Origin of the sequence: Catellatospora sp. NPDC049133, from assembly GCF_040648455.1 — a bacterium.
Taxonomy (GTDB): Bacteria; Actinomycetota; Actinomycetes; order Mycobacteriales; family Micromonosporaceae; genus Catellatospora; species Catellatospora aurea.
In genome coordinates this window covers 194,641-214,992 of sequence record NZ_JBEZDT010000002.1, presented here as the reverse complement: position 1 = coordinate 214,992, position 20,352 = coordinate 194,641, and the positions used below count along the sequence as shown (strand labels likewise).

At 71.7% G+C, this 20,352-nt stretch carries 17 protein-coding genes; 8 read left to right on the top strand and 9 right to left on the bottom strand.

What is annotated here, in order from left to right; all coding sequences use genetic code 11:
• Positions 1 to 2: 2 nt before the first annotated feature.
• The 3 genes from AB0B35_RS03240 to raiA all read left to right on the top strand — a co-directional run bounded on the left by AB0B35_RS03240 (position 3) and on the right by raiA (position 3,517).
• Positions 3 to 1,895 (top strand): LpqB family beta-propeller domain-containing protein, encoded by a 1,893-nt coding sequence (locus AB0B35_RS03240; protein ID WP_360522291.1) that lies wholly within the window; start codon positions 3 to 5, stop codon positions 1,893 to 1,895.
• A 3-nt stretch (positions 1,896 to 1,898) separates the two neighbouring features.
• Complete coding sequence (locus AB0B35_RS03235; RefSeq protein ID WP_361040052.1) at positions 1,899 to 2,627, top strand: phosphoribosyltransferase family protein; 729 nt, start codon at positions 1,899 to 1,901, stop codon at positions 2,625 to 2,627.
• 254 nt (positions 2,628 to 2,881) lie between these two features.
• Positions 2,882 to 3,517 (top strand): ribosome-associated translation inhibitor RaiA, encoded by a 636-nt coding sequence (gene raiA, locus AB0B35_RS03230; RefSeq protein ID WP_120316859.1) that lies wholly within the window; start codon positions 2,882 to 2,884, stop codon positions 3,515 to 3,517.
• 61 nt (positions 3,518 to 3,578) lie between these two features.
• On the opposite strand, the gene AB0B35_RS03225 is transcribed toward raiA, so the two are convergent.
• Genes AB0B35_RS03225 through AB0B35_RS03215 form a run of 3 tightly spaced genes read right to left on the bottom strand, consistent with a single transcriptional unit; the run spans position 3,579 to position 6,939 of the window.
• Positions 3,579 to 4,700, bottom strand: a complete 1,122-nt coding sequence (locus AB0B35_RS03225; RefSeq protein WP_361040050.1) for a GNAT family N-acetyltransferase — start codon at positions 4,698 to 4,700, stop codon at positions 3,579 to 3,581.
• Entirely contained in the window at positions 4,697 to 5,278 is a 582-nt protein-coding gene (locus AB0B35_RS03220; protein ID WP_361040046.1) for a GNAT family N-acetyltransferase, read from the bottom strand. Before AB0B35_RS03220 ends, AB0B35_RS03225 begins: the two co-directional genes overlap by 4 nt.
• Before the next feature lie 50 nt (positions 5,279 to 5,328).
• On the bottom strand, positions 5,329 to 6,939 hold the full coding sequence (locus tag AB0B35_RS03215) for a BTAD domain-containing putative transcriptional regulator (protein ID WP_361040042.1): 1,611 nt from the start codon (positions 6,937 to 6,939) through the stop codon (positions 5,329 to 5,331).
• Between the two features lie 387 nt (positions 6,940 to 7,326).
• On the opposite strand from AB0B35_RS03215, the gene secA reads away from it, so the two are divergent.
• A complete protein-coding gene (secA, locus tag AB0B35_RS03210; protein WP_361040039.1) occupies positions 7,327 to 10,167 on the top strand; it encodes a preprotein translocase subunit SecA in 2,841 nt (946 codons plus the stop codon).
• A gap of 111 nt (positions 10,168 to 10,278) precedes the next feature.
• Here the strand turns inward: secA and AB0B35_RS03205 are convergent, their stop codons facing one another.
• Positions 10,279 to 10,785 (bottom strand): Rv3235 family protein, encoded by a 507-nt coding sequence (locus AB0B35_RS03205; RefSeq protein ID WP_361040036.1) that lies wholly within the window; start codon positions 10,783 to 10,785, stop codon positions 10,279 to 10,281.
• 126 nt (positions 10,786 to 10,911) lie between these two features.
• The gene (locus tag AB0B35_RS03200) at positions 10,912 to 11,145 is read right to left on the bottom strand and encodes a helix-turn-helix domain-containing protein (protein WP_203689285.1); all 234 of its coding nucleotides are present in this window, start codon (positions 11,143 to 11,145) and stop codon (positions 10,912 to 10,914) included.
• A gap of 130 nt (positions 11,146 to 11,275) precedes the next feature.
• Between AB0B35_RS03200 and AB0B35_RS03195 the strand changes: the two genes are divergently transcribed.
• Positions 11,276 to 11,779, top strand: coding sequence for a hypothetical protein (locus AB0B35_RS03195; RefSeq protein ID WP_361040033.1), 504 nt, complete (start codon positions 11,276 to 11,278; stop codon positions 11,777 to 11,779).
• Between the two features lie 6 nt (positions 11,780 to 11,785).
• Here AB0B35_RS03195 and AB0B35_RS03190 read toward each other — a convergent pair whose 3' ends face one another.
• Positions 11,786 to 12,742, bottom strand: coding sequence for a hypothetical protein (locus AB0B35_RS03190; RefSeq protein ID WP_361040030.1), 957 nt, complete (start codon positions 12,740 to 12,742; stop codon positions 11,786 to 11,788).
• 380 nt (positions 12,743 to 13,122) lie between these two features.
• Here AB0B35_RS03190 and pruA point away from each other — a divergent pair, with 380 nt between their 5' ends.
• The 3 genes from pruA (at position 13,123) to AB0B35_RS03175 (ending at position 16,626) form a co-directional block, all read left to right on the top strand.
• Positions 13,123 to 14,769: an L-glutamate gamma-semialdehyde dehydrogenase gene (pruA, locus tag AB0B35_RS03185; protein WP_360522322.1), complete on the top strand. Its 1,647-nt coding sequence runs from the start codon at positions 13,123 to 13,125 to the stop codon at positions 14,767 to 14,769.
• 54 nt (positions 14,770 to 14,823) lie between these two features.
• Positions 14,824 to 15,624 (top strand): tryptophan 2,3-dioxygenase family protein, encoded by an 801-nt coding sequence (locus tag AB0B35_RS03180; protein WP_361040028.1) that lies wholly within the window; start codon positions 14,824 to 14,826, stop codon positions 15,622 to 15,624.
• Between the two features lie 486 nt (positions 15,625 to 16,110).
• The gene (locus AB0B35_RS03175) at positions 16,111 to 16,626 is read left to right on the top strand and encodes a PadR family transcriptional regulator (protein WP_120316849.1); all 516 of its coding nucleotides are present in this window, start codon (positions 16,111 to 16,113) and stop codon (positions 16,624 to 16,626) included.
• Between the two features lie 4 nt (positions 16,627 to 16,630).
• Here AB0B35_RS03175 and AB0B35_RS03170 read toward each other — a convergent pair whose 3' ends face one another.
• From AB0B35_RS03170 to AB0B35_RS03160, 3 genes are all read right to left on the bottom strand, one after another.
• Positions 16,631 to 17,635, bottom strand: coding sequence for a BadF/BadG/BcrA/BcrD ATPase family protein (locus AB0B35_RS03170; protein WP_361040026.1), 1,005 nt, complete (start codon positions 17,633 to 17,635; stop codon positions 16,631 to 16,633).
• Positions 17,636 to 17,672: 37 nt separating this feature from the next.
• Positions 17,673 to 18,932 (bottom strand): 6-phospho-beta-glucosidase, encoded by a 1,260-nt coding sequence (locus tag AB0B35_RS03165; RefSeq protein WP_361040024.1) that lies wholly within the window; start codon positions 18,930 to 18,932, stop codon positions 17,673 to 17,675.
• 148 nt (positions 18,933 to 19,080) lie between these two features.
• Complete coding sequence (locus AB0B35_RS03160; protein ID WP_361040021.1) at positions 19,081 to 20,268, bottom strand: ROK family protein; 1,188 nt, start codon at positions 20,266 to 20,268, stop codon at positions 19,081 to 19,083.
• Positions 20,269 to 20,352: the final 84 nt, after the last annotated feature.

Sequence of the window (20,352 nt, the reverse complement as noted above, 5' to 3'; positions counted from 1 at the left end):
ATATGAGCAAGCGGACCGGACGAGCCCGCGCGGCGGGTAGAAGCTGGCTGGCGCGTGTACTGGTGGCGGCATTCGCCGGGCTCGCCGTCGCCGGCTGCGGCATCGGGATCGACAGCGGCGTGGTGCGCGACGGCGCCGGCCCGACGGCGGCTCCCGGGCAGGCGCCTTCGGGGAAGTCGGGTCCGCGGCCGCGCGACGTCAACGTGACGAACCCGAGCCAGCTCGTCAAGAACTTCCTCGAGTCGGCAGCCGGTGATCACGGCCTGCCCGCCTCCCACGAGGACATCATGAGCAACGTCGTGCGCAGCTACCTGGCTCCGAACCTGCGCGATGACTGGAAGCCCAGCGGTGACGGCGAACTGACCCTCGTCGACTGGGCCGAGGAGCCGACGGAGAACTCCATTGAGCACACCGTCGAGGTGAAGGTCCGTTACCTCGGCGTGCTCACCGTCGACGGCCGTATCGAACCGCGCAGCGGCCAGACGAAGCTCACGTTCAAGGTGGAGCAGGTCGGCTCGCTGGGTCTGTTCATCACCGGCCAGCCGTCCAGGCTGCCGAGCGAACTCCTCCTGTCGAGGGATGGTCTGAAGCGGTACTACGACCAGGTGCCGATCTACTTCTGGAACAAGGACGGCACCTCGCTGGTGCCGGATCTGCGCTACGTGCCGAAGGCACTGGAGCAGCGGGACAACCGGCTGCTCGACTGGCTGCTGAAAGGCCCGTCGCCCTGGCTCGCCCCCGCGATAAAGGTCAACGGTCTGCCGGGCGGCACCAGGCGCTTGAACAACATCGTCACGGACGACCAGAAGACGGTTGTCAGCCTCGCCGGTATCGCCGACATGGCCGAGGGTGACGTGCGGGACTCGCTCGCGGCCCAGCTCTACTGGACGCTGCTGCCCAAGGGTCAGTTGGAGTTGCGGGTCGAGTCTCGGGTCTATCCGACGTCGGGCAACTTCCTGGCGGCCAACCGGGCTGCGGGCACCGGCGAGATCCGGGAGCCGGGCCGGTACGCGGTGGAACGTGCCACCGGTGTGCTCCGGCGTATCAGCAGCCCGGATGACAAGGGCCAGCTGCCGCTGGCCGCCGAGTCCAACAACAGGGTGAAGTCGGCTGGTGTGGCCGCACGCGAAGCAGCGTTCGCGCTCGTGCGCGTCGACGCCAAGGGCCGGGAAGGGCTGTGGGTCGGCCGTCGCGACAGCGTGCTGCAAGAGGTCGATTTCGGCGACCTGAAGAACCCGTCGCTCGGCATGCCCTTCTGGCTGGACCGGTCTGCAGAGGTCGTGATGGTGCTCGGCAACGGTCGCCTGTGGGCCGTCAAGGTCGGGGATCGCAAGGCGGTCCAGGTCGACAGTTCCTCGGTGAAGGGGGCCATCACCGCTGTCGCCGTCGCGCCGGACGGCCGGCGGATCGCCCTGGTGAGTGGCAACAAGCTGCACATCGCCCCGCTGCTGCGGCAGGAGAACGCGCTGGGGTCGTTCGTGATCGGCGAACCGCGCGAGCTGTACACGAGCCTGCCCGCACTGCGCGGCGTCGGCTTCCTGCGGGAGGACACCCTCGTCGTGGCCAGCGCCGGACCGGACGTCAAGGTCCAGCTCGCCCACGTCTCCGTGGACGGCGTGATGGAAGACGTCATCACCACCAACGTCAAGGCCGAGGTCTCCAACCTGGTGGGGTACGTGGTGGACGCCCGGCAGCCGGCGCGGACGGGCAAAGTGCTCCTCGACGTCAACGGCGAGGCCAACCAGGCGTTCGAGGACGACACGCTGCTGCCTCTCAGCGGGGGTCTCGTGCTGCCCACGGCACCGGAGCCCACCGCCACGCCCTCGCCGGCCGCGTCGGGTTCGCCGGAACCCAAGCCGAAAGTCGTCGCATCGGCCGCCTGCTACGAGGGCTGAGCCGTGCCGGTCGGGGCGCTCTGGCAGGCACTGGCCGATCTGGTGCTGCCCACGTCCTGCGCCGGGTGTGGCGGGTCCGGGCTGGCGCTTCGCCATGAGGTCTGCGCCGACTGCGCCCGTGCGGTCGAGTCGCTGCGCGCGGCGCCGACCCGCCCCGATCCGGCCCCAGCGGGGCTGCCCGCCTGCGTGGCGCTGGGCGCGTACGACGGGCGGCTGCGGGAGCTGATCCTCGCGTTCAAGGAGCGCGGTCGGCACCGGCTGGCCCGGCCCCTGGGCGCGCTGCTGGCCGAGGCCGTCGCCGCGTCGGCCGCCCCGGGTCGCCCGTTGCTGCTGCTCTACGTCCCCGACACGGCCGAGGCGGCCCGTGCCCGGCACGGTGACCACATGCGGGCGCTGGCCCGGTGCGCGGCAGAGCGGCTGCGGGAGGCGGGTCGGCGCGTGGAGCTGGCCGCACCGCTGCGAGCCCTGCCGAAGGCCGATTCGGCGCACCTGTCGTCGGCCGAGCGGGCGGCTGGTGCGTCGGGGGCGTTCACGTTGCGGCGTGGTCCGCTGGAGGACGCGAGGCGGGCAGTGCCCGGGTCCGTGACCGTGCTGCTGGACGACATCGTGACCACCGGGGCGACCCTGGCCGCCGCATCGTCGCTGCTCGCGGGGGTGGGCGTACGCGTAGACACGTGCGTGACGCTGGCCGCGACACGCCGGTACCTGCCGCACCGCGCAATATGGCCGTAATCTTCGGATAATGGCTTGATCGATGCTGGGTGACGGCTCCGTGACGCGCGGTACCGAAAGGGCGAATCTCGTCAAAACAGTCTTGGTACAAGGGATGACGAGTGGCTGACAAGAGGCTAGCGTCAGAAGCCAACCACCTGATGGAGGTCACCGCTCAGCGGTGAACGAGAGCGTCGGAAGGGGCTTACAGAAGTGCGCCCCGGACACCAGTTGCCGGGGTGTTCCGCACTCGGACAGACCGTGGGAGGTCAGGCGTGGACATCGAGGTCAAGGGTCGTAATGTCGAAGTTCCGGATCATTTCCGGGTTCATGTGGCCGACAAGCTGCAAAAAGTTGAGCGTTACGACCAGAAGATCATTGAATTCGACGTCGAGCTAATCCACGAGCGCAACCCGCGCCAAGCTGATTCCTGCCAGCACATCGAGATCACCTGTGTCACCCGCGGCCCCGTGATCCGCGCCACCGGTGCCGCCAGCGACTTCTACTCCGCACTCGACGAGGCCGTTGAGCGGCTCGACCGCCGCCTGCGCAAGGCCGCCGACCGCCGCCGGGTGCACCGCGGCCGTCGCGCCCCGGTCTCCGTCGCCGAGGCCACCGCGAACCTGGCCCTGTTCGAACCCCCCATGGGCGGCACCGCCACCGCCACGCTCGCGCGCTCCGCCAACGGCGCGGGCGGACCGATGGACGCCCTGGAGGACCAGGACCAGCCGTGGCACATCGTGCGGGAGAAGGAGTTCTCCGGTGAGCCGATGACAGTCGACGACGCCCTGTACCAGATGGAGCTGGTCGGGCACGACTTCTACCTGTTCCACGACAAGGACAGCGGACGGCCGTGCGTCGTCTACCGCCGCAAGGCGTACGACTACGGGCTGCTGACGCTGGCCTGGTGAACAGCCGATAGGCAGGTCTCGGCCTGTCCCGTCCGCCGGATGGGACAGGCCGATCTTCGTGTCAGCGGTGCTTCTCGGCGATCCGCACGTACTGGATGTCGTCGATGCGGGTGCCGTCCCGCCCCGGCAGCCGGGCTTTGAGCGTGCCCTCCAGCTCGAAACCGGCCCGCTCCAGCACCCGCCGCGAGGCCTCGTTGTAGGGGAACGTCCCGGCGACCACGCGCACCACGTCCGCATGCTCCATCGCCCAGTCGCTGAGCAGCCGGGCCGCCGCGGTGGCGAACCCCCGGCCGCGGTACTCGGGGCGCAGCGCGTAGCCGAGGATCGCCTGCTGCAGGAAGCGCTCGTGGTAGTACAGGCCGATCTCACCGGCGAACGCGCCGCTCTCGGCGTCCAGGATCACGCAGGTGGCCCGGGTGCCGGCCAGCCAGTCCGACTCGGCGGTGGCGCAGCGCTCACGCACCCCGTCCAGGGTGGTCGGGCCGCCGACGTTGCTGCGGGCCACCTCGGGCAGCTCGGCCAGCGCGAAGTAGTCCTCGGCGTCGGCCGGGGCGATCCGGCGCAGCCGCACCCGCCCGTCACTCAACTCACCGTCCGGAAACCCGGGCAGGCCGGGCGGCACCGGGCCGGGCGGGTCGGTCGCCAGCCGGACGAAGGCCACGTAGTCGCCGGGGGAGCCGTCGCGGCGGGTGGCGGCGCCGCGCCGTACGCCCTCGCGGGTGAAGCCCGCCGCCAGCGCGACCCGCTGGCTGGCCGCGTTCGCCGGCACCGTGAGCAGCTCCACGCGGTGCATACCCAGCGTGCCGAACGCCCAGTCGGTGATGGCACGGGTCACCGCGGTGGCCACACCCCGGCGGCGCGCCCACGGCGCGACCCAGTAGCCGACCTCGGCCTGGCGGCGGTCGGCCTGCAGGTGGCTCAGCCCGGCCCCGCCGAGCACCTCGTCGGTGACCGGGTCCACCACCGCCCAGGTCGCCTCGCCCTGCTGCCAGGTCGCGGGCGACCCCTCGGTGATCCACCAGCGCGCGTCCTCCGCCGTGTACGGCGCGGGCATCTGCGCCATGAAGTGCGCCGTCACCGGGTCGTCGCAGGCCTCGCGCAGCTGCTCGGCATCGCGCAGCCGCCAGGGCCGCAACCGCACCGTCCCGCCGTCCAGCGTGAACGGCTCCCGGGGCCCGCTCACGCCTTCTCCTCGTCGAGGTCCTCGCGGACCATGGCCGCGGTCCACGCGTCGCGGCGCTCACCGCGGTGGGCGCAGCCGCTGCGCTGGAGACCCTCGTAGCGGAAGCCGGCCTTCTCGGCCACCCGGCGCGAGCCGTCGTTGCCGACGTATGCCTTCCACTCCACCCGGGCCAGGCCGAGCTCGCGGATGCCCCACTCGGCCACGGCGCGCAGCGCGGCGCTCATGTAGCCGTGGCCGCGGGCGTGCGGTGCGGTGAGGAAGCCGACGTCGGCGACCTGCGGGTCGCCGGAGACGCGCAGGTCGATCTGGCCCACGTAGGCGTCGTCGGCGTCCGCGAGCACGAACGCGGCGCCCTGCCGGCGTTCCCACCAGCCGGGGGCGTAGCCGGTCACGAAACCGACCGCCTTGTCGTGGTCGTAGCCGAGCGGAACGGTGGTCCAGCGCAGCGTCTCCTCGTCGAGGCACGCGGCCAGGACGCCGGCCGTGTCGCCGAGCTCGGCGGGCCGCAGCGTCAGCGGGGCACCCTTGTCGGTGACGGTGCGCAGGACCGGTTGGGGGTTGTCGTACGGGTCGGTCATGGCCCCACCCTGGCATACGGTCCTGGGATCCGGCATCGGAGATTCCCCGCTCAGGTCAGCGCGACCAGCATGTCCCGCTGCTCGTCGACGAGCTGCCGGGGCAGCAGCCGGTGGTCGACGAGCTGGTCGACGGTCAGCAGCGGGCCGGTGGCCGTGCGGTGGTCGACGATGCGCCGTGCCTGCTCCAGGCTGATCCCGGGTACGCGGGCCAGCACCTCGGCGGGCACGCCGTTCACGTCGACGAGGCCGCCGTCGTCGAAGGAGGGCGCCAGGTCGGGCCGGCCGATGTGCAGCCGCCGGGCGATGTCGGGGTGCTGGGTCAGCAGCCGGCGCGCCTGCTCCCGGCGCACCCGCAGCTCGATGGCCTGCACCGTGGCGGCCGCGGGCTGGTGGCGCGGCTTGTCCAGGCCGAGGAAGAGGCCCTGCGCGACGCCGCCGACCCACATCACCAGCACCGCCATGATCGAGACGTCGTCGCCGGTGGTGACCTCCTCGACGTTGGGGTCCCCGGACGTCCACGCGACCACGGCCAGGATCAGGTAGGCGGCGGCGGACAGCCCGATCCGCCAGCTGCGCCGGTACGCGGCGAAGAATCCCATCACCGCGAAGGCGGCGAAGCCGCAGGTGAGCAGGGGCACCGCCGCACCCACCACGGAGAGCACGATGCGCTTGGCACCGGCCGAGTCGGAGTCCGGGGCGCGCACCGGGACGGGGTACGGCGCCCACAGCGGCATGCCGTACGGCGTCCAGCCGCTCGCCGGCGGGCCGACGTGGCCGGGCGGGATCGGCTGCGGATAGGGCGGCGGGAAACCGGGGGGCGGCCCCGGGCGCGGGCCGGGCACCGGCGCCGCGGCGTGCGGGTGGCTTGCGGGCGCGGCGGCGGGGAGCAGCAGCGCCGGATCGCCTTGCAGGATGGCCCGGTGCAGCTGCTGCAGCCGCTCGCCGGGTTCCACCCCGAACTCCTCGGCCAGCAGCGCGCGGGCGTCGCGGTATGCGGCCAGCGCCTCCGCCTGTCGGCCGCACCGGTAGAGCGCCAGGATCAGCAGGTGGCGCAGCCCTTCCCGGAGCGGGAACTCGGCCACCAGCTCCACCAGCCGGGTCGCCGCGTCCACGTGCCGGCCCAGTTCGAGTTCCAGCTCGACCATGGTCTCCAGGGCGGCGGCGCGGCTCTCCAGCAGCCGCTCCCGGGCCGCGTCGAAGGCCGGTCCGGTCAGGCCGCCCAGCGGCTCGCCCCGCCACAGCGCCGTGGCTTCGCGCAGCACCGCGACGGCTTCGAGCAACCGCCGCTCGGCGCGCAGGTCGTGCGCGCGGGACACCTGCCGGGCGAAGACGTCCGTGTCGAGGCTGCCCTCGGCCGCCGCCAGCACGTAACCGGCCGGGGTCAGCGTGATCAGGCGGCCCGGGTTGCGCGGCGAGTGCTCGGGGTCCAGCGCACGGCGCAGGCCCGCGACGTACTTCTGCACCACGTTCGGCCCGTTCTCGGGCGGTTCGGACTGCCAGACCGCGTCGATGATGGCGGCGGGGGCGACCGGCCGGTTGGCGTGCAGCACCAGCATCGCCAGCACCGCCCGCTGCTTGCCGGGTCCCAGGTCGAGTTCCGTGCTGCCGTGCCACGCCCGCAGCGGGCCCAGCAGTTCGAAGCGCAGCGGTCGGTCGGTCACGGTCCCCCCTGTCGGCTGGCGCGGGCGACACCTGCCCGAGCGGCGTTGACCTGGACTGACGTGATCACGGCAGCCGGAGCGCAGCAGTCGGCAGCATAGCGGCAGCGCGGCGGCCGTCGGTGTGGCCACCATGGTCACCGTTGGCGGAGCGGCCCGGCCCGGAGTCAGGGGGTACGGGGGCGGCCGGCGCGGCGTGCCGACGTCGTGGCGGCCGTCTCCCCGGCGGCCGGTTCCGGGCGCCCGCGAACGACCCGTACGGCCGGACGACGGCTCGAAGGTTTGTGACTTCCTGCCCGATTCTGCCGGTTCGCTTCCCCGGGGGTGACGATTCGCCGTGCGATGCGCCTACGATGGGTCGGCAGACTGTCTAGGGAGCGATGAACACCCGTGTCGATTTTCGAGAAGATCCTCCGTGCCGGTGAGGGGCGGATGCTCCGCCGGCTCAAGGCCATCGCCGACGCCGTCAACTCCATCGAGGAGAACTACGTCGATCTGAGCGATGACGAGCTGCGGGCACTGACCGACCAGTACCGCGAGCGTCTCGCCGACGGGGAGACCCTGGACGACCTGCTCCCCGAGGCGTTCGCCACGGTGCGCGAGGCCGCCAAGCGGGTGCTGCACAAGCGGCACTACGACGTGCAGATCATGGGCGGTGCGGCGCTGCACTTCGGCAACATCGCCGAGATGAAGACCGGTGAGGGCAAGACCCTGGTGTCCACCCTGCCGGCCTATCTCAACGCGCTGGCCGGCAAGGGCGTGCACGTCATCACGGTCAACGACTACCTGGCCCAGCGTGACGCCGAGTGGATGGGGCGCGTGCACCGCTTCCTCGGCCTGACCGTCGGGACGGTGCTGCCCAACCGCCCGGCCGACGAGCACCGCGCGGCCTACGACTGCGACATCACGTACGGCACGAACAACGAATTCGGCTTCGACTACCTGCGCGACAACATGGCCTGGTCGGCCGCGGACATGGTGCAGCGCGGCCACGGCTTCGCGATCGTCGACGAGGTCGACTCGATCCTCATCGACGAGGCCCGCACGCCGCTGATCATCTCCGGCCCGGCCGAGCAGTCGCAGCGGTGGTACGGCGAGTTCGCCGCGGTGGTGGCCCGGCTGGAGCGGGGCAAGGACGGTTCAGGCGACTACGAGGTCGACGAGTCCAAGCGCACCATCGCGGTGACCGAGCGGGGCGTCTCCCGGGTCGAGGACCGGCTGGGCATCGACAACCTCTACGAGTCGGTGAACACCCCGCTGGTCGGCTACCTGAACAACGCCATCAAGGCCAAGGAGCTGTTCAAGCGGGACAAGGACTACATCGTCTCCGACGGCGAGGTCCTGATCGTCGACGAGTTCACCGGCCGCATCCTGCACGGCCGCCGCTACAACGAGGGCATGCACCAGGCGATCGAGGCCAAGGAAGGCGTCGAGATCAAGCAGGAGAACCAGACCCTGGCGACGGTCACCCTGCAGAACTACTTCCGCATGTACGAGAAGCTCTCCGGCATGACCGGCACGGCGCAGACCGAGGCGGGCGAGTTCAACAAGGTCTACAACGTCGGCGTGGTGACCATCCCGACGCACCGCCCGATGGTCCGGCAGGACAAGTCGGACGTCATCTACAAGACCGAGAAGGCGAAGTTCCAGGCGGTCGTCGAGGACATCGCCGAGCGCCACGCCACCGGCCAGCCTGTGCTGGTCGGCACGGTCTCGGTGGAGAACTCCGAGATCCTGTCGCAGCTGCTGCGCCGCAAGGGCATCCCGCACGCGGTCCTCAACGCGAAGTACCACGCCCGCGAGGCGGAGATCATCGCGCAGGCGGGCCGCAAGGGCGGCGTCACGGTGGCCACCAACATGGCCGGTCGTGGCACGGACATCCTGCTCGGCGGCAACCCCGAGTTCCTCGCCGCGGCGGAGCTGCGCCAGCGGGGGCTCACCGAGGAGGAGCACGGCGACGACTACTACAAGGCGCTCGAGGAGATCCTCCCCACCTGGGAGGAGGCCTGCGCGGCCGAGGCCGAGGAGGTCACCGGCGCGGGCGGCCTCTACGTGCTGGGCACCGAGCGGCACGAGTCCCGCCGCATCGACAACCAGCTGCGCGGTCGCGCCGGCCGGCAGGGTGACCCGGGCGAGTCGCGGTTCTACCTGTCGCTGCAGGACGACCTGATGCGCCGGTTCCGCTCCGGCGCGGTCGAGGCGGTCATGGACCGCTTCAACATCCCGGACGACGTGCCGATCGAGTCGAAGATGGTGACCCGCCAGATCCGGGGCGCGCAGACGCAGATCGAGGCCCAGAACGCCGAGATCCGCAAGAACGTGCTCAAGTACGACGAGGTCATGAACAAGCAGCGCCAGGTGGTCTACGCCGAGCGCAAGCGCGTGCTCGACGGCGAGGACCTGCACGACCAGGTCGACTCGATGATCGACGACGTGGTCGCGGCGTACGTCACCGGCGGCACCGTCGGCACCGGCAAGGAGTACGCCGAGGACTGGGATCTCGACCAGCTGTGGACCAACCTGAAGCAGCTGTACCCGGTCACCATCACGCTGGAGGAGCTGGAGGAGGAGACGGGCGCCGAGCGCACCACCTTCGACCACGAGTTCCTCGTCGAGCGGATGAAGCAGGACGCGCACGACGCGTACGACCGCCGCGAGCAGCAGCTCGGCCCGGAGGCGATGCGCGAGCTGGAGCGTCAGGTGCTGCTGGCCGTCATCGACCGCAAGTGGCGCGAGCACCTCTACGAGATGGACTACCTCCAGGAGGGTGTCGGCCTGCGGGCGTACGCCCAGCGTGACCCGCTGGTCGAGTACCAGCGTGAGGGCTTCGACATGTTCGCCCAGATGATGGAGGGCATCAAGGAGGAGGCCGTCGGCTTCCTGTTCAACCTGGAGGTCCAGGTCGAGCAGGCACCGGCCGAGCCTTCCTCGCCGGGCGTGCCGCTGCCCAACGGCGAGTCGCACGTCGAGGTCCGGGCCAAGGGCCTGGGTCAGCGGCAGCAGCCGCAGCGTGTGCAGTACACCTCGCCGACGATCGACGGCGCGGCGGGCGCGGGTTCGCCGCAGGTGCAGCAGGCTCCGGCACTCGGCATCGGCGGCAACGGCGACGGCGGCCGCAAGCCGTCCCCGCGCAGCGGTGGCCGCGGCGCGGTGGCCGCTCCGGCCTCCCGCAACAGCCCCTGCCCCTGTGGCTCGGGCAAGAAGTACAAGCGCTGCCACGGCGCTGCCTGACCCACCGACTGCGGCACAGCGAAGAAGGACCGGCCCTCGGGCCGGTCCTTCTTCGTATGGAGCCCGGAACGGGCGGCGCGGATCGATGGGGTGCAGCCGCCCGCCCCGGGGTCAGAGGAGCACCAGGAGGGCGGTGCAGCGCCAGGTTGTGCTGTCGCGTTCCAGGCGGTAGGCGACCGACCAGGTGGTGCGGCCGTCGCTGAGCACCGCGGCGACCTCGGCGATTCCCGGGCGGGGCTCGCAGGTGCGCAGCTGGCGGCGGCGGACGGGGCGGCGCGGGGAGCCGGCGGGCACGGCTTGCCGGAGCGCGGCCAGCCGGCGCAGGCTGCGGGACAGCTCGTCGAGCAGGGTATTGGCCTCGGTGACGCGCAGCAGCGGGCGCAGCTGGCCGGGGGAGCGGAAGCCGTTGAACAGCTCCAGGCACAGGTTCAGGAAGCGCAGCGCCGCGGTGTGGCACTCAGGCGAGGCTCCGGCGACGGCCTCCGGCGGGATGACCTCGCTGGGCTCGGGCCGGGCCGGCCGGTAGGTGGTGGGGCGCAGCTCGTCGTCGAACGGCGGGTCGAGCGGGGGCGCGCGATGGATGCGGACGGATCCGGCCGGTACGGCGAGTGCCGTCATCGGGACCACCACCTCTGATCTTGAGTTTGCTTGAGTTTGCCTCCGTTTGACATTTGTAGCCGGTGCACGAGGCATCGGTCAATGCCAATCTCGCGATCTTGGTGCGGGTGGGAGCCGGGCTGAGCCTCAGTCCTCGCCGCCGGTCAGCGGGTTGTCCTTCACGTACTGCTGGGCCTCGTCGTACAGCTGGGCGATGAACTCCTCCAGCCGGGACCGCTCCACCCGCCACTGGCCGCGCCCGCCCAGCCGGATGGCGGGGAGCTCGCCCCGCCGGACCAGCGCGTAGATCTGCGCCGTGGAGGTGCTGAGCTCCTCGGCGACCTGCTCCAAGGTGAGGAACCGGGGCAACGGCTGGGTCATGTCGGGGGATCTCCTGAATGGGGTCTGATTCCTTCGGTTGCCTCAGTTTGCCACCGGATGGTGTGACGCGGGAGTCCGGTGCCGCCGTGCGAGACTGTGCGCAGGCGAACGGGGACGGAAGGATCCGACGGTGGCGAACGATCTCGTGAGGGTGTACCTACCGGCGACGGTGAAGCTGGTGGCGGCGTTGCGTGACGCCGACGAGCTGCCCGGCGCGATCGCGCACGCGGTGACCCCGGCCCTGCGCGAGTGGTATGCCGAGGGCGACGAGGAGGAGCTGGAGTACGTCGCCTTCATGCGGGCCGCCCAGGACGCGCTGCGCCTGCTGCGTGACGACCCGTCCGCGCCCCGGCGACGCGTGGTGGTCTCCGCCGACGTGCCCGCCAGCCAGGTGATCACCGAGAGCCGGGATCTGGGCACCAGCTCGGTCCGGCTGAACGGCGCCGTGCGCCGCACTGCGATCGCCGCGTTCCACGTGGACGAGCCCGAGGCGGAGCCGGTGGTGGCCGAGGCCGCCGAGGTGGTCGAGCGCGCCGCGGGCGGCGACCCGGACGCGCAGTTCACCGTCGACTCCGCCGAGGACCTGGACCTGCTCTGGTACGCACCGGAGGAGCTCGACGAGCTCCTCCGGTGAGGGTGCTCAGTCCCGGACGGCCTTCGGCAGGCTCCGGCCGTACGCGATGGTCGTGGTGAGCGCGCCGACGAACAGCACGACCAGTCCGGTGTTCAGGCGCGAGGCCGCGATGAAGGACAGGATCTCGCTGTCCGCCGAGATGTCCGCCTCGGCGAGGGACAGCAGCTGGGCGACGCCCAGGCGGGTGCAGAACTCGGCAACGATCAGCAGCAGCCCGGCGGCCGCGCCCGCGGCGAGGTAGACCGGCCACTTGGCGGTGTCCCCGCTGCGCGCGGCTGCGCGCCGGATGCGCCAGTACGCGGCGAGTCCGGCGATCAGGCCCGCGATGATCGCGGTGGTGCCGGCCAGCAGCCCGTTCGCGGAGTAGCGCTCGGCCGCGGTGTCGCCGCTGCCGAACGCGTTCAGCAGCGGTGTGGAGAACAGCGCCACCACGTTGAGGAAGATCAGCACCAGCAGCGCCGCGGACAGGCCCGCCGCCATGATGCGGGCCGGGCGGATCGCGCCCAGCGCCCCGCCGAGCGCGCCGGCCACCCCGACGGCGACGGCCACCACACCCACGGCGCGCGCCGACATGCCGTACGCCAGCAGGACGGCACCGCTGGCCAGCGTGCCGGTCAGCAGGCCGGCCGCGGTGCCCACGGCCCAGCGGCCGACGCCGCGCTCGGCCCACGGCTTGCGGCGGCCCAGCGCGAGCGTGGACCACAGCCCGACCGCCGCCCCGGCGAGCAGGTTGGCCTGGATGACCTGCGGCAGCAGGATCGCCGCCATGACCAGGCTCCAGTCGCCCGCCTCACCGGTGAACGCGGTGCGGTAGAAGAGCAGCGTCACCAGGAGCCACGCCAGGGCGGAGAAGGCCAGCCAGCCGGTCGTGGACGGCGCGCGCGGCGGGGTCGGCGCGGCGGGCGGCTCCGCGCCGGCCTTGCGCGGGGGCTCGGTGGACGTGGCGGTCGCGGGCTCGGTCATCGTGGTCTCCTGTTGGACGACAGTGGGCCTGCCGACGGCATGGTGCTCGCCGTGGCGGCCCCGTGTCGGAAGGGCCTGGACGGCTGGCTCGGGGCCGCCGGTGGGACCGGTCCGGCCGACCGGCCCGCCGACGAGACGGCAGGCGTGGACGGGCGGGGTCCCATGCTCCGGCGACCTAGCCTAGCCAGGCCGGAGGGGTGGGTAGGCTGGAGCGGTAGGGCGGGCCCGGTGACCAGGACCGGAACGCGGCCGACCCGGTGGTCGCCGACCCCGTCATGGTCGAACGGATCACATGTCTGCCGCCGGGCCGGGCTGTGGCGGTACTTTGCGTGCAAGTATGCAAAGAACGTTGCCGTACCTTCCGACCGGAGGAGCCATCGATGGACGCCGTATCCGTGGTGCCCGAGCCGCACAACGAGCCGGTGCACACCTACGCACCGGGCAGCGCTGAGCGATCCCGCCTGCACAAACGTCTCGGGGAGCTCGCCTCGGAGCAGCTCGAACTGACGATGACCATCGACGGGCAGCAACGTATGGGTGGCGGCAACGCGATCCACGTCGTCCAGCCGCACAAGCACTCGCATGTGCTGGGAGTCACCCACAATGCCACCAACGCCGATGCGGTGGCGGCGGTGACGGCCGCGAAGAAAGCCGCCCCTCTTTGGCGTGATATGTCCTTCGACGATCGCGCCGCGATCTTCCTGAAGGCCGCCGATCTGCTCTCCGGACCGTGGCGCGACACCCTCAACGGCGCCACCATGCTCGGCCAGTCGAAGACCGTCCAGCAGGCGGAGATCGACTCGGCCTGCGAGCTGATCGACTTCCTGCGCTTCAACGTGCACTTCGGCCGCAAGCTGCTGGCCGAGCAGCCGGTCTCCTCGCCCGGCGTGTGGAACCGCTTCGACCACCGCCCGCTGGAGGGCTTCGTCTACGCGGTCACCCCGTTCAACTTCACCGCCATCGCTGGCAACCTGCCGGCGACCCCGGCCCTGATGGGCAACACGGTGGTCTGGAAGCCGGCGCACACCCAGCAGTTCTCGGCGCACTTCCTGATGCGGCTGTTCGAGGAGGCGGGCCTGCCCCCGGGCGTCATCAACATGGTGACCGGCGACGGCCTGGCCGTCTCCGAGGTGGCCCTGGCCGACCCGGACCTGGCCGGCATCCACTTCACCGGTTCCACCCGCGTCTTCCAGCACCTGTGGAAGCAGATCGGCGACAACATCGCCGGCTACCGCTCCTACCCGCGCATCGTCGGCGAGACCGGCGGCAAGGACTTCATCGTCGCGCACCCGTCGGCCGACCCGGCCGCGCTGGTCACCGCGATGGTCCGGGGCGCGTTCGAGTATCAGGGCCAGAAGTGCTCGGCCGCGTCGCGGGCGTACGTGCCGCGCTCGCTGTGGGAGTCCGGTGTGCGCGACCAGCTCGTCGCCGACACCGAGTCGCTGACGTACGGCGACGTGACCGACTTCCGCAACTTCGGCGGCGCGGTGATCGACGAGCGCTCGTTCGCCCGGCTGTCCGCGGCGCTGGAGAAGGCCAAGGCGTCGGAGTCCTGCGACATCATCGCGGGTGGCGAAGCCGACGACAGCACCGGCTACTTCGTGCAGCCGACCGTGATCGTCTGCACCGACCCGACCAACGAGGTGTTCACCACCGAGTACTTCGGGCCGATCCTGGCCGTCTACGTCTACGACGACGCGGACTTCGCCTCGGTCGTCAAGCAGATGGAGAGCGTCGCCCCGTACGCGCTGACCGGCGCGATCTTCGCGCAGGACCGGCGGGCGCTGGAGTGGCTGTCGCACGAGCTGCGCTTCGCCGCGGGCAACTTCTACCTCAACGACAAGCCGACCGGCGCGGTCGTCGGCCAGCAGCCCTTCGGCGGCGGCCGGGCCTCGGGCACCAACGACAAGGCGGGCTCCTGGCACAACCTGATCCGCTGGATGTCCCCGCGGACGATCAAGGAGACGTTCGTCCCGCCGACCGACCACCGCTACCCGCACATGGACACCGACCACCCGCGTCCGTGACCCGTTGACCGGGAAAGGGGCTGTATCCAGGCGATACAGCCCCTTCTTCCATATATGTCCGAGTACCGTGGCTGCGTGCAGAGCTTCGGGGAGCAGGGTGGACGCCTGACCTACGGCGCCTACCTGCGTGTGCCCGAGCTGCTGTCCCAGCAGGTGCCCCAGTCCGCCCCCGCCGCCCACGACGAGCTGCTGTTCATCACCATCCACCAGGCGTACGAGCTGTGGTTCCAGCTGCTGCTGCACGAGCTGGCCGACGCCCGGGACCGGATGCTGGCGGGGGAGAGCTACCTGCCGCGGGTGCGCCTGGAGCGCTGCCACGCGGTCGAGGTGCTGCTCGTCGGTCAGGTCGACGTCATCGACACGATGACCCCGCAGGACTTCCTCGCCTTCCGCACGCTGCTCGCGCCCGCCTCCGGGTTCCAGTCCGCTCAGTTCCGCGAGATCGAGTTCATCTCCGGCCTCAAGGACCCGGGCTTCCTGGAGCGGCTGCGCGGACTGTCCCCGGCCGAGCAGGAGCGGCTGCGCCGCCGGCTGGCCGAGCCGACGCTCTGGGACGGCTACCTGGCGCTGCTCGCCGCGCACGGCTTCGCGGTCGGCTCCGACGGCGAGGTGCTGGCCGCCCTGGTCGCCATCGCGCGCGACCGGGAGCGGCACGGCGCGCTCTGGGACCTGGCCGAGGCGCTGATCGCCCACGACCAGGCGTGGTCGCTGTGGCGAGCCCGGCACGTGCTGATGGCCGAGCGCCAGATCGGCAGCAAACCCGGCACCGGCGGCTCCGCGGGCAGTCCCTACCTGCGCTCGCGCCTGGACACCCGTTTCTACCCCGCCCTCTGGTCCCTGCGCGCCGCGCTCTGACCGCCCGCCGGCCCGGGCATGGTCCGAGATCGTCCGATTTGCCGGGCAACTGGGCGAATAGCTGATCAAGATGCGCACGACTGCCGGGCAAGTTGGACGATCTTGAGGATGCGGTCGGGGCCGGTCGCCGGATGTGGAGATCGTCGTTTCGGGTCAGGAAGTGGGGTGTGGGCCGAGGTTCTGACCGGAAACGGCGATCTTCGCCAAGGATCTTGTGGACCGGGCTGTGGATATGTCGGGTTTGGGGTGATGGTGGAGGGGCTGGGCAAGATCGAGTGGGTGTGGGCGGGGGCGAAAAGGGGCGACACGCCGAGGGGAGAGATATCGGGCGGTTTGTGTTATCCCGTCAGGCGGGACTTCGGAGGCAGGAAACGGACATATTCCTGTCTGATCAGACAGTCGGAAAGGGACTGTCCGGCGGGGAATGTGCACTGTGGATGGGCCGATATCCTGGACAGAAGGCTGGGAAAGTGGCAGCGTTGAGTCATGGCAGAGGTAGGAATCAACGCTACTGCGGCGGCCGTGCTCGGCCTGCTGCACGATGGACCCATGACCGGTGGCCAGCTGATGGCCGCGGCCGAGCGCCGGCTCAGCCCGTACTGGTCGATGACCCGGTCCCAGGTCTACCGCGAACTGCCGGTCCTCGCCGAGCTCGGCTACGTCAAGCTCGGCAAGCCCGGCCCGCGGGCGAGCCAGCCCTACGCGATCACCGCGTCGGGCAAGCGCGCCTTCGCCCGCTGGCTGAACGAGGAGCCCGGCCGCGAGCTGGTGCGCAACCCGTACGCACTGCGTGTCGCGTTCGGATCCACGCACGCGACCAACCAGTTCGACTCGCTGCTCAACAGTGCCAACTCGCACCACACCGAGGCCCTCGCGGAGGCTCGCGAGCAGGCCAAGGAGGCCAAGAAGGAGGGCGACGACTTCACCGCGGCAGGGCTGGAGTTCGCCGTCGCCTACCACAAGGCCGCGCTGAACTGGCTGAAGACCGCCATCGCCAAGTAGCGCCTCAGCGCTGGGCGAGGTGCGGTCGCCCCTCCTCCAGTGCGGAACGCAACGCGGCAGCGGCGGCCGGCGACGCCCCGAGCGCGTCCAGTGCGAAAAGGCCCGCTCCCACCACCGGTGGCTGTGCGAGCACGGTCAACCGGGCCTTCGACGAGTGGGCCTTCACCCCCGCGTCCACGGCATCCTGCAGCAGTGAGTGCCGGGCGCGCAGCACACCACCGCCCAGGACCACGGCATACGGTTCCTCCCTCAGCCCGAGCCGGTCCGCGGCAACCGTCACCAATGAAGTGATCTCGGTCGCCTGACGCGCCACCACGCGCCGGGCGACCTCGTCACCCTGCCCGGCGACGGCGAACAGCACCTCGCTCAGCTCGATCAGGCGGTCCTGGCTGAGGCTGCCCAGGTGCAGGCCGGTGATCACATCGTTGACGGAGGCCTGCCCGAAGTGGGCGGCCACCGCACCGGCCAGCGCCGTGGCCGGCCCGCGACCGTCCTCGGCCCGCGCCGCATGCCACATCGCCAGCGAGGCCAGGTGCAGCCCGCCGCCCCAGTCACCGGAGATCGGACCCAGCGCCGGGAACCGGGCGGTGCGCCCGTCGGCGCTGCGCCCCACACAGTTGATTCCCGCCCCACAGACCACCGCGATCGCGTCCGGGCTGTCGGTGCCCGCCCGCAGCAGCGCGAACGTGTCGTTGTCCAGCCGGTATGACTCCGCCCAGCCGGTCACCGCGACCGCCTTCGCCGCCGCCTCCACCTCCTCCGGCAGGTCGAGACCGGACAGGTAGACCTCGGCGCGGGTGATGGGCACGGACGGGGGCATCTCGGCCACCCGCAGCGCCGCGCCGACCAACCGGTCCAGCAGCGCGACCGCCGTGTCCAGGCCGATGACCTGCGGGCACGATCCCGGCCCGCGGACGTAGCCGTGCACCCGCCCGTCCGAGTCGGCGAGCACAACGTCGGTTTTGGAGTTCCCGCCGTCGACGGCCAGGAACAGTTCCGGAGTGTTCATGCCTGCTCCTGGTTGCGCACGTGGGCGGTCCGGGCGCTCATCGGGCCCACGCCAGGTGGTCGGCGTTGGCGGCGAGCAGGCCCTGGGTGAGGGCCTCGGCGTACTCGTGCTGGCCGACCAGCGGGTGCGCGAGCAGCGCGGCGTAGACGCGGTCGCGGCCGCCGTGGACCGCGGCGCGCACGGCCAGCTCCTCGTACGCGGCGACGCCGGCGATGAGGCCGGACAGCTCGGGGCCGACCGGCGGGGCCGGGACCGGGGTCGCGCCGTCGCGGTCCACCCGGGCGCTGACCTCGATGACCGCGTTGTCGGGCAGGAACGGCAGGTGGCCGCCGTTGCGCAGGTTCACGGCGTGCACCGCGCCGTCGCCGGTGAGCAGCGAGGTGATCAGGCCGACGGCCGCCTCGGAGTAGAACGCCCCGCCCCGCTTGGACAGCAGGTCCGGTTTGGTGGTCAGGGCCGGGTCGGCGTACATCGTCAGCAGCTCGGTCTCCATCTCGGCGACCTTCTGCCCGCGCGTCGGCGCGCCGCGCTCCTCGCGCACGACCTCGTCGTGGGCGTAGAAGTAGCGCAGATAGTACGACGGCACGTTGCCGAGCAGCCGCAGCAGCGACGGCGGCAGTTGCACCGGCCGGGCCAGCTCGTCCAGGTGCCCCGCGAGCAGCTCGGGCAGCCGGTCGACGCCGTTGACGTAGGCGGCGCGCTCCCAGGTGAGGTGGTTCAGGCCGACGTGGTCCAGGGTGACCGCACCCGGCTCGACGCCCAGCAGCTGGGCGAACCGGCGCTGGAAGCCGATGGCCACGTTGCACAGGCCGACGGCCTTGTGCCCAGCGTCGAGCAGGGCCCTGGTGACGATGCCGACCGGGTTGGTGAAGTCGACGATCCACGCGCCGGGCGCGGCGAGCCGGGCCGCGCGCTCGGCCACGTCCAGCACGACCGGCACCGTGCGCAGCGCCTTGGCCAGGCCGCCCGCGCCGGTGGTCTCCTGCCCGACGCAGCCGCATTCCAGCGGGAAGGTCTCGTCGCTGATCCGGGCGGCCTGCCCGCCGACGCGCAGCTGCACGACGACCACGGCAGCGTCGGTCAGGCCCGCGTCGAGGTCGGTGGTCCAGGTCAGCGTGCCGGGGTGGCCGTGGTGGGCCATCAGGCGGCGGGCGTACGGGCCGATGACGTCCAGCCTGGGCCCGGCCGGATCGATCAGGCACAGCTCGGTGACGTCGAGGCTGCCGGCCAGCCGGGCGAACCCGTCGACCAGCTCGGGGGTGTAGGTGGACCCTCCACCCACGACTGCGATCTTCATGTGGTGCTCTCTCTGTTCATGCGGAGCCCGCTACTGAGTCATGCGGAGCCCGCTCCGCGGCCTTAATCGGTCGTCCGGCCTACGCTGCGCTACGGCCGTACACCGAGCGGCCGCTCCGACGGGCTCCTTGTTATGAGGGGTGGGTTAATCAGCGGGCCGGGATCGGCCGGGCGTTCAGGGAGTCGACCAGGGACTCGCGCACCGAGCGCAGGCCCGAGTCCATGGCGCCGAGCAGCACCGCGTCGTCGGTCAGCGCGGTGACCTCGACCGGGGTGCGCAGCGGGGTGTTGCGGTGGAAGGCCTCGGTGACCAGGTCGCGCAGCCGCGCGCCGCCGGCCTGGGCGACCTCGCCGGCCAGCACCACCAGCGGCGGATCGACCAGCGCGGCGACCACGGCCAGCACGACGGCGATGCGGTCGGCCAGCGCGCCGAGGAAGGCGGCCGCGGCGTCGGAGTCCGCGCGGGCGGCGTCGGCGACCATCTCCTCGGCGGTGGCCCCGGTGAAGCCGTGCGCCGCGCCCAGCGCCGCGACGGCCGGGCCGCCGGCCAGGCTCTGCAGGTCGCGGGGCTGGCCGGGAGCGGCCAGGCCGAGCGGCACGTAGCCGATCTCGCCCGCCCCGCCGGTGGCCCCGCGCAGCAGCGAGGTGCCGAGGTCGATCGCGCAGCCCAGGCCCGCGCCGAGCCAGAGCAGGGCGAAGCTGCCGCTGCCCGCGGCCGCGCCGCGGTGGCGCTCGGCGATCGCGGCCAGGTTCACGTCGTTGTCGGCGTCCACGGTCAGGTCCAGCGCGGCGGCCAGCTCGGTGACCAGCCCAGGGCGGCCCCAGCCGGTGACGTCGATGTGCCGGATCGTGCCGGTCCCCGGGTCGTACGAGCCGGGCACGCCCAGCTGCAGGTGGGTGACGCGGTCGCGGCCGGCGCGGGCGCACAGGTCGGCGGCGATCGCCCGGACGGTGCCGACCGGGTCTCCGTCGGCCGGGTCGCTCGGGTACGCCGCGCGGGCGAGCACCGCCCCGCCGAGATCGCACAGCGCCGCCTCGAACGGGGCGTGTAACGTCTCGCTCACGTCCCGTACCGAGATCGCCAGCACCGTCGCGGCGGCCGGGTTGACCGCGTACACCTCCGCGTTGGGGCCGGGCCCGCCGCTGGTGTGGCCCACGACGACCGCCAGTCCCGCCTCGGTGAGCGTGCGCAGCACGTCGGAGGTGGTCGGCTTGGACAGCCCGGTCAGTTCCCGCAGCTCCCCACGGGTGAGCGTGCCCCGGTCGATGAGCAGCGCCATGGTCGCGCTCTCGTTCATGGCCCGGAGCAGCTTGGACGAACCGGCGAGCCGTGCCACGTGCCCTCCTCGTAATAGGAAAGTAGATTTACTATTGTCGGCGACCGTGGCCGCTGTCAAGTCGCGGGTGCGCCCCGGAAAACC